Below are 13,556 nucleotides of genomic sequence, written 5' to 3'. Positions count from 1 at the left end.
CCATGCACCTGCTGCGTACACAGCCCGGCGGCTTCGTTCCCGACGACAGCATTGCTGACCTGGGCCAGACGCCCGCCGAGCTGGTGATCCTGTGCAGCGCCGACTCAAATCTGGCGCTGCTGGCCGAAACTGCGCGGCAACTGCCCGACGACTACCCGAGTCTGCGCCTGGCCAATCCGATGCAGGTGCAAAACCATGCATCGGTGGATCTGTACGTCGACGAGGTGCTGCGCCACGCCAAAGTCATTCTGATTTCCCTGCACGGCGGTATCGGCTACTGGCGTTACGGCGTCGAGCGGCTGGTGGAACTGGCGGCGAAAGGGGTGAAGCTGATTTTGGTCCCCGGCTGCGATCGGCCGGACCCCGAGCTGAGCGCGCACAGCACGGAATCCGTCGAAGACCGCGAGCGGCTCTGGCATTACCTGCGTCAGGGCGGCAAGCACAACGCGCAGTCGCTGTTCAACTTCATCGCCACGCGCTGGCTGGGCGGCGACTACCCGTGGGTCGAGCCGCAGACCCTGCCGCGCACCGTGATTTACCACCCGCAGAACGCCAACGCCGACCTGGCCCGGTGGCAGGCCGACTGGCGCGCGGATCAGCCGGTCGCTGCCGTGCTGTTCTATCGCTCCCACCTGCAAGCGGCGAACACCGGGTTCATCGATGTGTTCTGCGAGCGCTTGTCGGCCCAGGGCCTGAACCCGTTGCCGATTGCCGTCGCCAGCCTCAAGGAAGCCGGCTGCATGAGCGCGATCCAGGACTGGCTCGACGAGGTGGACTGCGAGGTCATTCTCAACACCACCGGCTTCGCCCAATCCAGCCCGGACGCGCCGGATGTACGGCCGTTCCGCCGGGACATCCCGGTCATTCAAGCCATCTGTGCCCAGGACAACGAACCCGCCTGGCAGGCCAGCGCCCAAGGCCTGGGATCTCGCGATCTGGCCATGCACATCGCGTTGCCGGAACTGGACGGGCGCATCATCAGCCGGCCGATCAGCTTCAAGGACCTGGCCTGGCACAGCGAGCGCAGCCAGTCCGACGTGGTCTGCTACCGCGCCCAGCCGGGGCGCATGGATTTCGTCGCCGAACTGGCCCGGCGCTGGGTGCTGCTGGCCCGTACTGCCAAAACCGACAAGCGGGTGGCGCTGATTCTCGCCAACTACCCGACCCGTGACGGGCGCATCGGCAACGGCGTCGGCCTCGACACGCCGGCGGCCGCGCTGAACATCCTCAAGGCCATGCAGGCCGAAGGTTATCCGGTCGAGGACTTGCCCGAGACCGGCACCGCACTGATTCACGCCTTGCTCGGCGGCGTTACCAACGACCCGGACAGCCTCGATCAACGGCCGTGCCATCAGAGCATGGCCATGGACGAGTACATGGCCGCGTTTCAGGTTTTGCCGCAAGCCAATCGCGATGCCGTCATCGCGCGATGGGGCGCCCCGGACACCGACCCCATGTGCCGGGACGGGCGGATGATGATCGCCGGCCTGCGTTTCGGCATGACCTTCGTCGGCATTCAACCCGCACGGGGCTACAACGTGGACCACAGCGCGGTGTATCACGACCCCGATCTGGTCCCGCCCCACGGTTATCTGGCGTTCTACTTCTGGCTGCGCAAACGCTATGGCGCCCACGCTGTCATCCACGTTGGCAAACACGGCAATCTGGAGTGGCTGCCGGGCAAAGGCGTCGGCCTGTCCGAGCACTGCTGGCCGGACGCGATCCTGGGGCCGATGCCGAATATCTACCCGTTCATCGTCAATGACCCGGGCGAGGGCGCCCAGGCCAAGCGCCGCACCCAGGCGGTGATTATCGACCACTTGATGCCGCCGCTGACCCGCGCCGAAACCTACGGTCCGTTGCGCGATCTCGAACTGCTGGCGGACGAGTATTACGAAGCCCAGCTGCTCGACCCACGCCGTGCCCGGGAGCTGCAGAAAGACATTCTCAGGCTGGTGCGCGAAACCCATATCGACCGCGAACTGGCCATGGACGGGGCTGCGAACAGCGAGGCCGACGCCGCCGTGTGGCTGCCGCGTCTGGACACTTATCTGTGTGACCTGAAGGAATCGCAGATCCGCGATGGCCTGCACGTGTTCGGCGAGTCGCCCACGGGCCGGCTGCGCATCGACACGCTGTTGGCGATGGTGCGTGTGCCTCGCGGCGATGGTCGCGGTGGTCAGGCCAGTCTCCTGCGGGCGTTGAGTCAGGCGCTGGCGCTGGATTTCGACCCGCTGGATTGTGATTTGGGTGCGCCGTGGGCCGGCGCTAAACCTCAGGTATTACATGAAGTCAGCGCTGAACCGTGGCGCACGACGGGCGATACCCGCGAGCGGCTGGAGCTGCTGGCAGCGCAAATGATCGAACAGATCGCAGCCGGTCTTACGAATGAAAAGCCATTCGAAAACAATAGCTTGGACGAGATTGCTCAGTCGCTACGTGAGGTTGTGATTCCGCGTCTTGACGCGTGCGGCCCTGCCGAGATGACAAACCTCCTTGGCGCTTTGAGTGGCCGATTCGTCCCTGCCGGGCCAAGCGGCGCCCCCAGTCGCGGACGGCTGGACGTGCTGCCCACCGGGCGCAATTTCTTCTCCGTGGACGTCCGCAATCTTCCGACCATGACCGCTTGGCGCATTGGCTTCCAGTCCGCAAACCTGTTGCTGGAGAGGCACTTACAGGATCATGGTGATTATTTACGTCAACTCGGGCTTTCGGTCTGGGGCACGGCGACCATGCGCACCGGCGGTGATGACATCGCCCAGGCCATGGCGCTGATGGGCGTGCGTCCGGTGTGGGCGACGGGCAGCCAGCGCGTCGATGATTTCGAGATCCTGCCTCTGAGCCTGCTCGATCGGCCTCGTGTCGATGTCACCCTTCGTGTCTCCGGTTTCTTCCGCGATGCGTTTGCCAACCTGATCCGCCTGTTCGATGCCGCGGTGCAGGCCGTCGCCGCGCTGGACGAGCCAGACGACATGAACCCGCTGGCCGCCCGCGTGCGCCAGGAGCGCGAGCAACTGCTGCGCGACGGGCTGGATGCCGAGCAAGCGGCGAAGCAGGCTGGCTGGCGCATCTTCGGTGCCAAACCGGGCGCCTATGGCGCGGGGGTGCAGAACGCTATTGACGGGCGCTTGTGGCAGAGCCGCGAAGACCTCGCCGAGGTCTATCTGAACTGGGGCGGCTATGCCTACGGCGGCAGCGACGAAGGCACGCCGGCCCGTGACGGTTTTGCCAAGCGGCTGGGGCAGGTCCAGGCGGTGCTGCAGAACCAGGACAATCGCGAACACGACCTGCTGGATTCCAACGATTACTACCAGTTCCAGGGCGGGATGCTGGCGGCGGTGGAAAGCCTGTCCGGCGGGAAGGTCGCCAGTTATCACGGCGACCACAGCCAGCCCGATCTGCCGAAGATCCGTACGCTGAAGGAAGAACTCAACCGCGTGGTGCGCTCCCGGGCGGCCAATCCGAAGTGGATTGAAGGGGTCAAGCGCCACGGCTACAAAGGCGCGTTCGAGATGGCGGCGACGGTTGATTTTCTGTTCGCCTTCGACGCCACCACCGAGCTGATCGACGATCACCAATACGCGCTGCTGGCCGATGCCTATCTGATGGACCCCTCGACCCGCGATTTCATCCAGCAGCACAACCCCGACGCGTTGCGGGACATGACCGAGCGCATGCTTGAAGCGCAACAGCGCGGCTTGTGGCAGGAACCGGGCGAGTACCGCGAGGCGCTGGAGAATCTGTTGCTGGACATCGAAGAGTCATGAGCCTGGAAGAGCGCCTGCCGGGCAGTCTGCAAAGGCGCCTGACCGGCTTGAACGACATGACTGACCTGCGGCTTGAAGAGAATAGAACATGACCGACACCCCCCATTTCCCCCTGGCCGCCGTGGTCGGTGCCGATGACTTGAAGCTCGCCCTGTGCCTGACCGCCATCGACCCGAAAATCGGCGGTGTGTTGATCGAGGGGCCGCGTGGCATGGCCAAATCGACCCTGGCCCGAGGGCTGGCGGACCTGTTGGCCAGCGGTCAGTTCGTCACGCTGCCGCTGGGTGCCACGGAAGAACGGCTGGTCGGCACGCTGGACCTTGACGCGGCACTGGGCGAGGGCCGCGCGGCTTTCTCCCCTGGGGTTCTGGCCAAGGCGGACGGCGGCGTGCTGTACGTCGACGAGGTCAATCTGCTGCCGGACCATCTGGTCGATCTGCTCCTGGATGTGGCCGCCAGCGGCGTCAATCTGGTGGAGCGCGACGGCATCTCCCACCGCCATGCGGCGCGCTTTGTGCTGATTGGCACCATGAACCCGGAAGAAGGCGAACTGCGCCCGCAACTGCTCGATCGTTTTGGCCTGAACGTGGCGTTGAGCGGGCAGACATTGCCCGAACAGCGCGGGCAGATCATCCGCCGTCGGCTGGATTTCGACGCCGCGCCTGAGGCGTTCGGTCAGCAATGGGCCCCGCAACAGCAGGCGTTGAAGGCCCGTTGCGAAACCGCACGAGGGCTGTTGCCCGACATCGAGCTGGATGACGTCAGTCTGGGCCTCATCACCGAGCGCTGTTTTGCCGCCGGGGTCGACGGGTTGCGCGCGGATCTGGTCTGGTTGCGGGCGGCGCGTGCCCATGCCGCGTGGCGTGGTGCTGCGCATATCACCGAGGCGGACATCGACGCCGTGGCAGATTTCGCCTTGCGCCATCGTCGTCGCGAACCGCAACCGCCGCATCAGTCCCCACCTCAACCGCCTGCGTCTTCAGAGCAAAACCCGCCGAAACCAAACAACGATGCTCAGCCGCAGCATGACGCGCCAGAAACCGGCGAGGGCAGTTGGGGTGAGATGCCCGCCCGCAGCGTGCAGGAGGGCGACCGCAAAGAAGTGCCCCACTGGCCAAAAAAGCCCTAGGCATTCGCCCCCGGCCGTCGAAGGGGGCGAATGCCAGCCCGCGACCGGGCACACTGGGCGGCGGCCGAAACGGCGCTGCCCGCCCCGGCGCGGAGGGCGCGATTGCCTGGCTGCCGACCTTGTTGCGCGGGCGCCCTCGGGTGCGCAGCGATCTGCTCCATCAGCCACGCAGTCGCCGGCCGGAGCAGCTCTGGCTGGTGATCGTCGACGCGTCGGCATCGACCCGGCGCAATCAGGCGTTGAGTCAGGCAAAGGGGTTGTTGGCGGGGGTGTTCGATGATGCGTATCGGCAGCGCGCCCGACTGGCGTTGCTCACCGCCAGCGGCAGCGGCGCGCGCTGGCAGCAACAGGGCCTGAAGGCCAGCGCCGGGTTGCAGCCTTGGCTTGATGGACTGGGTGCCGGAGGCGGCACGCCGCTGTTTGATGCGATCGATCAAGCGGCCGACTGGTCTGCGAAACGGCAGAAGCGCTGCCCGGCGGAACAGCAACGGGTACTGATCCTTACGGACGGGCGCGTCAAGGACATGCCGGCGCTATCAGCACAACCTTCGCAGCCGCTTCCCTTGTTCAGTGGTCCCGTGCTGCTGATTGATATCGAGCGTGGGCCCATCCGACTGGGCCGCGCCCGGGATATCGCCGTGCTGCTAAACGCCGACTACCGCCACATCGATGAATGCTGACAGCGCTTTGTCGGCCGGCGTATCAATGCCAGCCGTTCAGGCGGGCATGGTCCATGGTTCCAGGCTGTAGCCGTCGCCGCTGATCTCGGCACGGGCCTGTTCGAGAAACTGCGCCAGTTGTTTCGGATCGGAGTAGGCGCTGCTGGGAATCTGTTTGCGGCCAATGCGGGTGCTGGTGCGGTCGACGACGGTCAGGCTCAGTTCGCCGTTGCCATCCTGTGGGGCCCAGGCCACGCACTGGAAGGGTTCAAAGGCGTGACCGGCAATCAGCAAAGCATCGTTGAAGCGCAAGGGGGCGTTCATGGACTGTCCTCAAAGTGCCCGTATCCATTTCGCACCGGCGGCGGGCGTTTCGCTCGGTGTCCTGGTGTTGCTACTTGTACTGATGACCGTCCCCCTGGGCTGAGTCACACCCATTCCTGAAATTTCTTGATTTATTTTAAGCGCCGTTTCAACCGCGCGTCCTTGGCGCGCCTGGGCCAAACTCCTGCAATGCCCGCGTTTTCACGTCCGAGGTCGCTTGGTCGCTCACCAACGCGCTAAGCACGTTTCGATCTTAGTCTTATAGAGAATCGGTCCAAGGGTGTGTCAATAATCTTGCTATGGTGTCAATCGGCCTTCACAAGGCCCTGTTTATAAGAACGTTTCTCCATGGATCATTACGCGACCCCGGCGCTTAGGAAACTTACATGCATGATCTGGCCTCCATACGCCGTTTGCTGATCGTCGAACCGTGCGAGGAATGTCTGCAGTTGATTCCCGGCTTGCGCATCGCCGGTTGGGATGTCGACAGCTGCACCCTTGAAGAGGCGGCGTTGCGTCCCTGTGACGTCGGCCTTATCCGCCTGCTGCCCGAGCACTTCGAACACCCTGAAGTGGTCAAGTCCCTTATCTCCCGAAGCAACACCGAATGGATCGCCGTGCTGACCAGTGAGGACCTGCGCCGCGAGCAGATCGGTGACTTCGTCTGTGAGTGGTTCTTCGATTTCCATACCTTGCCCTTCGACGTGGCCCGGGTGCAGGTCACGCTGGGGCGCGCCTACGGCATGGCGCGCCTGCGTGCCAAAGGCGTCAGCTACGCCAGCAGTTCCCTTTACGGCAAAGGCGCCCCTTACGCAGACAACCTGGGCCAGCAACTGCTTGGGGAAAGTCGGCCAATGCGCGAGTTGCGGCGACTGCTGAGCAAGCTGGCGCCCACCGAATCGCCGGTGCTGATCCGCGGCGAAGGCGGGACGGGCAAGGAATTGATCGCGCGCACGCTGCATGCGCAGTCCCAGCGACGCGACCAACCCTTCATTTCGATCAATTGCGGGGCGATGCCGGAGCCGCTGCTGCAGGAAGAATTGTTCGGCGCAGCGGGCCCGGCAGATGCCACACGCCAGCGAAAGACGGGACGCATCGAGCAGGCCAATGGCGGCACCCTGTTCCTCGACGAGATCGGCGATCTGCCGCTGGAGGTCCAGGCGAATCTGCTGCGGTTCCTGCAGGAACGGCACATTGAAGTGGCGGGCGAGCGGGTCCCGGTCGATGTGCGCGTGCTGTCCGCCACCCATGTCGACCTGGAAGCGGCGATTCGCCTGAAGCGTTTTCGCGAAGACCTGTATTACCGGCTCAACGTGTTACAGGTGGGCACCGTGCCTTTGCGCGAGCGGCACGGTGATCTGGCCTTGCTGGCCAATCATTTCGCCCAGTTCTACAGCCGGGAAACCGGCCGTCGGGCGCGCAATTTCAGTCAGGACGCACTGGTCGCGATGGGCAAGCACGACTGGCCCGGCAACGTTCGGGAGTTGGAAAACCGGGTGCGTCGCGGGCTGGTGCTGGCAGAAGGGCGGCAGGTCGAAGCGTTCGACCTCGGGCTGCTGGGCGAAGAAGAAATCAGCTCCAGCATGGCCACCCTGGATGAATACAAGTCCCGGGCGGAGCGGCAAGCGCTGTGCGATGTGTTGACCCGTCACAGTGACAACCTCAGCGTGGCAGCCAAAGTGCTCGGTATTTCTCGACCGACGTTCTATCGCTTGCTGCACAAACACCAGATTCGTTGACCAGGCACCGGGCCGATTCAGCCGCCTGCGCGCACGTCCGGGGTGCAGGCATTCAGTCGTTCAACAACCGGGCGACCCGCTGCAATGCGCGCTCGCTGCGATCGCTCCAGCTCCCGCCAATCACCTCGAAAGGCTGCCCATGGGCCACCAGCCATTGCCGGCTGGCGTCGAAGAATGCCTGGCGTTCGCCCAGGTTCGGCTGGCAGCGCTGACCGTCGCCCACCCACTCGACACCTTCCGGCGACAGCAACAGGTGCAGATCGTACTGGCGCTCGGCAAGGGCGGTTTCGAGCCATGCCGGGCAGTCGTTGAACAGCGTACGGCTCCAGAGGATGTTGCTGAGCAAATGGGTGTCGAGGATCAGCAGCGCCGGCTTGATCGCACGGGCGGCGTCTTCCCGGGCCAGTTGCTGATGGGCGATGAGATTGATGTCTGCGTAAACGGTGTCCCGCTGCACCTCATCGATGTACTGGCGTACGTATTCGCCCACCAGCACGCCCCCGAACTGCCGCTGAATCTCTTCCGCCAGCCAGCTCTTGCCGCTGGACTCAGGCCCTGTCAGTACCAGCACTTTCATGCCGATCAACGCGCCAGCGCAGGGTCGGCGCGCCAGTCGCGCCAGCCTTGCACGGCGAGCAGGGTGAACAGCGCGTACAGGCCGGCGGTGAGGTACAGCGCCTTGTAGAGAAACAGGCCGACGAAGATCACATCGAGCAGGATCCACAGCGGCCAGCACTGCACGCGTTTCTGCGCCATCCAGACCTGCGCCACCAGGCTGTAACCGGTCAGTGCGGCGTCCAGCCAGGGTTGAGCGGCATCGGTGAAATGGGCCATGGCCGCGCCTAGCACAAAGCTGACCACCGCGCCGGCCACCAGACTGAGCAGCAGGCTGCCGTTGCCCAGCGAGGTGACGATGCGGCCGCTTTCCGCCGCGCCCCGTCGGGTCCATTGCCACCAGCCATACACTTGCAGCCCGGCGTAGACGACCTGGAGCAGCATGTCGGAATAGAGCTTCACGTCAAAGAAGATCCAGGTGTAGAGCAGCACCATGATCAGTCCGATCGGCCAGCACCACGGGTTCTGTTTGACTGTCAGCCAGACGGCAATGACACCGAGTGCAGCGGCGAACAGTTCAAGCCCTGACATGGCAACTCCTGAGGAAACGGTGAAGAAACGGGTCGGCGATTGTAGGCGCTTTAACGCTCGAGGTGGGACGCGATGATGCATCGGAAGCGTCTGAAAAGGCAGTAGAAAAACTGTCCGGGCAGCAAGCTGCGTTCATAGAGGAAATGTAACGACAACAGGGTAAACGTCAAACCCTTCGCGCCAGTATTCATGCTAGCGCGTTCGTCAGAAAGGTCTGCTAGCATCGCCGCGCTCAAGCCCGATCCAGACAGCCTGCGTTCATGCTTTTTTTACGCGCGACCGTTTATCGTGCGCGCAACAGTTTGTAATACATATCAAGAGAGCCTTGCCATGAGCAGGCTCCATCCGGGGGAATGATGGATCTTTGGACCGCTGCACAGGCGCTGATACTTGGGGTTGTAGAAGGGCTGACGGAGTTTTTGCCGATTTCCAGCACGGGCCATCAGATCATCGTTGCGGATCTGATCGGTTTTGGCGGCGAACGCGCGATGGCGTTCAATATCATTATTCAACTGGGCGCGATCCTGGCGGTGATGTGGGAATTTCGCCGCAAAATCCTCGACGTCGTCACCGGTTTGCCTACGCGGCCCGAAGCACGGCGTTTCACCGCCAACCTGATCGTTGGCGTGCTGCCGGCCATGGTGCTCGGGGTACTGTTTGCCGATCTGATCCATCAATACCTGTTTAACCCGATCACTGTCGCCGTGGCGCTGGTGGTGGGCGGCTTCATCATGCTCTGGGCCGAGCGCCGCGAGCATGTGGTTCACGCCGAGACCGTGGATGAGATGACTTGGGTGGATGCGTTGAAGGTCGGCTTCGCGCAATGCCTGGCGATGATTCCCGGCACGTCGCGGTCGGGCTCGACCATCATTGGCGGGCTGCTGTTCGGCCTGTCACGCAAGACTGCCACCGAATTTTCGTTCTTTCTGGCGATGCCGACCATGATCGCGGCGTCGGTGTACTCGGGGTACAAATACCGCCACCTGTTCCAGCCAGACGACCTGCCGGTGTTCGCCATCGGCTTCATCGCCGCGTTCATCTTCGCCATGATCGCCGTGCGCGGCCTGCTGAAGTTCATCGCCACCCACAGCTACGACGTGTTCGCCTGGTACCGCATCGCCTTTGGTTTGCTGATTCTGGCGACCTGGCAATTCGGCTGGATCGACTGGTCCAGCGTGCAGGGCTGATCTTCCGATGACTCAACGCTCTGAACCGCAAAACCCGGGTCGGCGGGCCGCTGGCACACCGGTCGTGCGCTTTCTGAAACTCAAGCTGCTGGCGCTGCTGTTGCTTTGCGGCTTGCCGGGCTACGGCGTCGTTACCTACTGGACAAGCGGCGGCAGTTGGCTGCCGGCGGCGATCTACGGGCTGATGAGCGTCATCGCCTTTGCCTTGTACGGCTACGACAAGAAGCAGGCGCGGCACGACGGCCAGCGCACCCCCGAAAAGCTGCTGCACGCCACTGAGCTGCTCGGCGGCTGGCCGGGTGCGCTGCTGGCCCAGCAAGTGTTTCGCCACAAGACCCGCAAGTTTTCGTACCAGTTGGTGTTCTGGCTGATAGTGCTTCTGCACGAATTGTTCTGGATGGACCGGCTGCTGTTCGGCGGCAGTCTGATCTCCCGCCACCTGTTTTAAACACTCACTTACGCGGCTGATTGGACGCGTTCACAGCTTGAGCGCCACTTGCCGACGCTTCGACAGCTTGCCGACCACTAATTGGTGGGAGCGGGTCAGCAACTCTTTCAGCTCGTCTTCGCCCATGGCGAACGGGTAGGTGAGGGTGACCCAGTGGGCGCGGGCCAGGTACGGCGCAGGGCGTACGCCCGGACGGTCGACGTAGCCGAGGAACAGCTCGGCGCCGACCTTGAACGACAGGTCGTTACCGGCCAGGCCCATCACCGCGAACATCTTGGTCTCCGCGATGGAGAAAACCCTGACACCGCCCCATTTGTAATCCTCCCGAGCACCCGGAAGACTCAGGCAGAACGCGGCGACGTCTTCATTCTGCATGGGATTTTTCCTGAGCGGCGGTGCGGCAGGCAGGGGCGCGGGCGTTACCCATTCAGGCGAACTCCGTTCGACGCCAGGTCCGCCAGAATCGGGCAGTCCGGCCGGCGGTCGCCGTGGCAGTGGCTGACCAGGTCCTGCAGGGTGTCGCGCAGCCCGGCCAGTTCCTCGATCTTCTGATTGAGTTCGACGATGTGCTTGTGGGCCAGCGCCTTGACGTCGGCGCTGGCGCGGCCACGGTCTTGCCAGAGGGTCAGCAGTTTGCCGACCTCTTCCAGGGAAAACCCCAGGTCTCGCGAGCGTTTGATGAACGCCAGGGTGTGCAGCGCGTCCGGACCGTACAGGCGATAGCCGCTGTCGGTGCGGGTAGCGGCCGGCAGCAGGCCGATGGATTCGTAGTAGCGAATCATCTTGGCGCTGAGGCCGCTGCGTTTGGCGGCTTGTCCGATGTTCATGAGGCGTCTCTCTTGTCGTTGGCCTTGGCTTTGGGGTCGTGTTTGGTTTCGTCTTCAGGTGTCCAGATTTTCAACAGCAGGGCGTTGCTCACGACGCTGACGCTGGACAAGGCCATGGCCGCGCCTGCCAGCACCGGGTTGAGCACGCCGAACGCAGCCAGCGGTATGCCGATCAGGTTGTAAACGAAGGCCCAGAACAGGTTTTGCCGGATCTTCGCGTAGGTCTTGCGGCTGATGTCGAGGGCGGCGGGGATCAACCGCGGGTCGCCGCGCATCAGGGTGATGCCGGCGGCGTGCATGGCAACGTCCGTGCCGCCGCCCATGGCAATGCCAATGTCGGCAGCGGCCAGCGCAGGGGCGTCGTTGATGCCGTCACCGACCATCGCCACCACGCCGGTTTTTTTCAGTGCCACGACGGTCGCGGCTTTATCGGCGGGCAACACCTCGGCGTGCACATCGCTGATGCCCAGCGCCTGCGCGACGACCCTGGCGCTGCCGCGATTGTCACCCGTCAGCAGGTGACTGCTGATGTGCCGGGCGCTCAGTTGCGCGATGGCCTCAAAGGCGCCGGGCTTGAGCGTGTCGCCGAAGGCAAACAGGCCGAGCACCTGACGCTGCGGGCTCAATTCGATCAGCCAGGACAGCGTGCGGCCTTCAGCTTCCCAGGCCTGAGCACGCTCCTGCAGGACGTCCCCGCTCAAGCCGCTTTCTTCCTGCAAGCCGCTTTCTTGCAGCAGCCGACGATTACCCAGCGCCAGCTCGCGGCCTTGCAGGGTCCCGGCGATTCCGCGTCCGGCCAGCGCGCGGCTGTTGCCAACGGCCTCCAGGCTCAGACCGCGCTCTGTGGTCATGTCCAGCACCGCTTTGGCCAACGGGTGTTCACTTCCACGCTGCAGCGCACCGGCCCATTGCAGCAAGGTGTTTTCATCACCCTCGAGCGCGGCCATGTGAGCAATGCGCGGCGCGCCGGAGGTCAGCGTGCCGGTCTTGTCGAAGACCACCGTGGTGACTTCATGGGCGCGCTCCAGGGCTTCAGCGTCCTTGATCAAAATGCCGTGACGTGCAGCCACGCCGGTGCCGGCCATGATAGCGGTCGGCGTGGCCAGCCCCAGCGCACAGGGGCAGGCGATGACCAGCACGGTGACGGCGTTGATCAGCGCGACCTCCAGTGACGCGCCCGCCATCAACCAGCCGGCGAGCGTGGCAACCGCCACCAGCAAGACTACCGGCACGAACACCTGACTGACCTTGTCGACCAGCTTCTGGATCGGCGCCTTGGCTGACTGCGCGTCCTCCACCAGCCGAATGATGCGCGCCAGCACGGTTTCCGCGCCCAGCGCTTGAGTGCTGATCAGCAGACGGCCCTCGCCATTGATCGCGCCGCCGGTGACCTTGTCGCCTGGCTGCTTGGGCACCGGCAGGCTCTCGCCGCTGATCAAGGCTTCGTCGGCATGGCTCTGGCCTTCGATCACCTCGCCATCCACCGGGAAGCGCTGGCCGGGTTTCACGACCACCTGATCGCCGATGCTCAACGTGCTGATGGCGACGTCCACTTCCTGCCCGTCCACCCGCTTCATCGCCCGCTCAGGGCGCAATGCCTCCAGCGCCCGAATCGCGCTGGCGGTCTGGCGCTTGGCGCTGCTCTCCAGGTATTTACCGAGCAGGACCAGCGCAATCACCACCGCCGACGCCTCGAAGTACAGGTGCGGCGCGGTACCGGGCCCGGCGCTCTGCCATTGATAGACGCTCAGACCGTAACCGGCGCTGGTGCCCAAGGCGACGAGCAGGTCCATATTGCCGGCACCGGCACGCACGGCTTTCCAGGCCGCCACGTAAAAGCGCGCGCCGAGCAGGAATTGCACGGGGGTCGCCAGGGCGAATTGCAGCCACGGCGAGAGCATCCCGTGGATGCCGAACGGTTGCAGCAGCATCGGCACCACCAGCGGCAGCGCCAGCACGACGGCGAGTACCAACTGCCAGCGCGCGGTGTCGTGGCGTTTGCGCTGATCGGCTTGCTGCGCGGCTGAATCCTGCTCAAGGCTGGCGCTGTAGCCGGCCTTGTCGACGGCGGCCAGCAGTAAGGCAGGGTCGATCTGCCCGCTGACTTCGACGTGGGCACGTTCGTTGGCGAGGTTGACCGTGGCGACCTGGACACCGGGCACTTTGCGCAATGCGCGCTCGACCCGACCTGCGCAGCTTGCGCAGGTCATGCCGCCGATAGGCAGATCGAATGTTGCGGGACTGGGCATCGTGGTCACTCCGGTAAATCGATTGCCAGTAAGGATCAACCTTGCCCTTCCGGCAAGGTCAAGGGTCGATGGGACGATGAA

General features: G+C 64.0%; 11 protein-coding genes and 2 pseudogenes. 7 read left to right on the top strand and 6 right to left on the bottom strand.

All coding sequences use genetic code 11. The features are described from left to right. The first annotated feature begins 2 nt into the window (after positions 1 to 2). The 3 genes from cobN (at position 3) to BMY98_RS16725 (ending at position 5,576) form a co-directional block, all read left to right on the top strand. On the top strand, positions 3 to 3,767 hold the full coding sequence (gene cobN, locus BMY98_RS16735) for a cobaltochelatase subunit CobN (RefSeq protein WP_074891027.1): 3,765 nt from the start codon (positions 3 to 5) through the stop codon (positions 3,765 to 3,767). An 88-nt stretch (positions 3,768 to 3,855) separates the two neighbouring features. Beyond that, positions 3,856 to 4,896, top strand: coding sequence for a magnesium chelatase ATPase subunit I (locus BMY98_RS16730; RefSeq protein WP_074891025.1), 1,041 nt, complete (start codon positions 3,856 to 3,858; stop codon positions 4,894 to 4,896). Positions 4,897 to 4,949: 53 nt separating this feature from the next. Then, the gene (locus BMY98_RS16725; protein WP_074891024.1) at positions 4,950 to 5,576 is read left to right on the top strand and encodes a vWA domain-containing protein; all 627 of its coding nucleotides are present in this window, start codon (positions 4,950 to 4,952) and stop codon (positions 5,574 to 5,576) included. A 36-nt stretch (positions 5,577 to 5,612) separates the two neighbouring features. Here BMY98_RS16725 and BMY98_RS16720 read toward each other — a convergent pair whose 3' ends face one another. Further along, entirely contained in the window at positions 5,613 to 5,879 is a 267-nt protein-coding gene (locus tag BMY98_RS16720; RefSeq protein WP_074891022.1) for a hypothetical protein, read from the bottom strand. Positions 5,880 to 6,265: 386 nt separating this feature from the next. On the opposite strand from BMY98_RS16720, the pseudogene BMY98_RS28135 reads away from it, so the two are divergent. After that, positions 6,266 to 6,637: pseudogene (locus BMY98_RS28135) on the top strand (VpsR-related response regulator); the annotation flags it as partial. A 72-nt stretch (positions 6,638 to 6,709) separates the two neighbouring features. Next, a pseudogene (locus tag BMY98_RS16715) lies at positions 6,710 to 7,618 on the top strand (sigma-54 interaction domain-containing protein); the annotation flags it as partial. A 52-nt stretch (positions 7,619 to 7,670) separates the two neighbouring features. Here BMY98_RS16715 and BMY98_RS16710 read toward each other — a convergent pair. After that, entirely contained in the window at positions 7,671 to 8,195 is a 525-nt protein-coding gene (locus BMY98_RS16710; protein WP_074891019.1) for an AAA family ATPase, read from the bottom strand. Between the two features lie 5 nt (positions 8,196 to 8,200). Further along, entirely contained in the window at positions 8,201 to 8,764 is a 564-nt protein-coding gene (gene pnuC, locus BMY98_RS16705; protein WP_074891017.1) for a nicotinamide riboside transporter PnuC, read from the bottom strand. A gap of 356 nt (positions 8,765 to 9,120) precedes the next feature. Between pnuC and BMY98_RS16700 the strand changes: the two genes are divergently transcribed. Together BMY98_RS16700 and BMY98_RS16695 are read left to right on the top strand one after the other, a co-directional pair. Continuing rightward, the gene (locus BMY98_RS16700; RefSeq protein ID WP_074891105.1) at positions 9,121 to 9,951 is read left to right on the top strand and encodes an undecaprenyl-diphosphate phosphatase; all 831 of its coding nucleotides are present in this window, start codon (positions 9,121 to 9,123) and stop codon (positions 9,949 to 9,951) included. Between the two features lie 7 nt (positions 9,952 to 9,958). Continuing rightward, positions 9,959 to 10,399, top strand: coding sequence for a DUF1294 domain-containing protein (locus BMY98_RS16695; protein WP_074891015.1), 441 nt, complete (start codon positions 9,959 to 9,961; stop codon positions 10,397 to 10,399). 30 nt (positions 10,400 to 10,429) lie between these two features. On the opposite strand, the gene BMY98_RS16690 is transcribed toward BMY98_RS16695, so the two are convergent. From BMY98_RS16690 to BMY98_RS16680, 3 genes are read right to left on the bottom strand one after another with little or no spacing between them, the layout of a single operon-like run. Beyond that, positions 10,430 to 10,774, bottom strand: a complete 345-nt coding sequence (locus BMY98_RS16690; RefSeq protein WP_074891013.1) for an MmcQ/YjbR family DNA-binding protein — start codon at positions 10,772 to 10,774, stop codon at positions 10,430 to 10,432. A gap of 44 nt (positions 10,775 to 10,818) precedes the next feature. Further along, complete coding sequence (gene cueR / locus BMY98_RS16685) at positions 10,819 to 11,226, bottom strand: Cu(I)-responsive transcriptional regulator (RefSeq protein ID WP_074891011.1); 408 nt, start codon at positions 11,224 to 11,226, stop codon at positions 10,819 to 10,821. Next, the gene (locus tag BMY98_RS16680; RefSeq protein ID WP_074891009.1) at positions 11,223 to 13,475 is read right to left on the bottom strand and encodes a heavy metal translocating P-type ATPase; all 2,253 of its coding nucleotides are present in this window, start codon (positions 13,473 to 13,475) and stop codon (positions 11,223 to 11,225) included. Before BMY98_RS16680 ends, cueR begins: the two co-directional genes overlap by 4 nt. Positions 13,476 to 13,556: the final 81 nt, after the last annotated feature.

It is taken from the genome of Pseudomonas graminis (assembly GCF_900111735.1).
In the GTDB taxonomy this organism is placed as follows: Bacteria; Pseudomonadota; Gammaproteobacteria; order Pseudomonadales; family Pseudomonadaceae; genus Aquipseudomonas; species Aquipseudomonas graminis.
Note: the sequence above shows the minus strand (reverse complement) of the source record. Positions and strands in the feature narration are given on the sequence as shown.

Coding starts and splice junctions, on each gene's coding strand:
- cobN (WP_074891027.1), top strand. CDS start 3: ATGCACCTGCTGCGTACACAGCCCGGCGGCTTCGTTCCCGACGACAGC.
- BMY98_RS16730 (WP_074891025.1), top strand. CDS start 3,856: ATGACCGACACCCCCCATTTCCCCCTGGCCGCCGTGGTCGGTGCCGAT.
- BMY98_RS16720 (WP_074891022.1), bottom strand. CDS start 5,879: ATGAACGCCCCCTTGCGCTTCAACGATGCTTTGCTGATTGCCGGTCAC.
- BMY98_RS16710 (WP_074891019.1), bottom strand. CDS start 8,195: ATGAAAGTGCTGGTACTGACAGGGCCTGAGTCCAGCGGCAAGAGCTGG.
- pnuC (WP_074891017.1), bottom strand. CDS start 8,764: ATGTCAGGGCTTGAACTGTTCGCCGCTGCACTCGGTGTCATTGCCGTC.
- BMY98_RS16700 (WP_074891105.1), top strand. CDS start 9,121: ATGGATCTTTGGACCGCTGCACAGGCGCTGATACTTGGGGTTGTAGAA.
- BMY98_RS16695 (WP_074891015.1), top strand. CDS start 9,959: ATGACTCAACGCTCTGAACCGCAAAACCCGGGTCGGCGGGCCGCTGGC.
- BMY98_RS16690 (WP_074891013.1), bottom strand. CDS start 10,774: ATGCAGAATGAAGACGTCGCCGCGTTCTGCCTGAGTCTTCCGGGTGCT.
- cueR (WP_074891011.1), bottom strand. CDS start 11,226: ATGAACATCGGACAAGCCGCCAAACGCAGCGGCCTCAGCGCCAAGATG.
- BMY98_RS16680 (WP_074891009.1), bottom strand. CDS start 13,475: ATGCCCAGTCCCGCAACATTCGATCTGCCTATCGGCGGCATGACCTGC.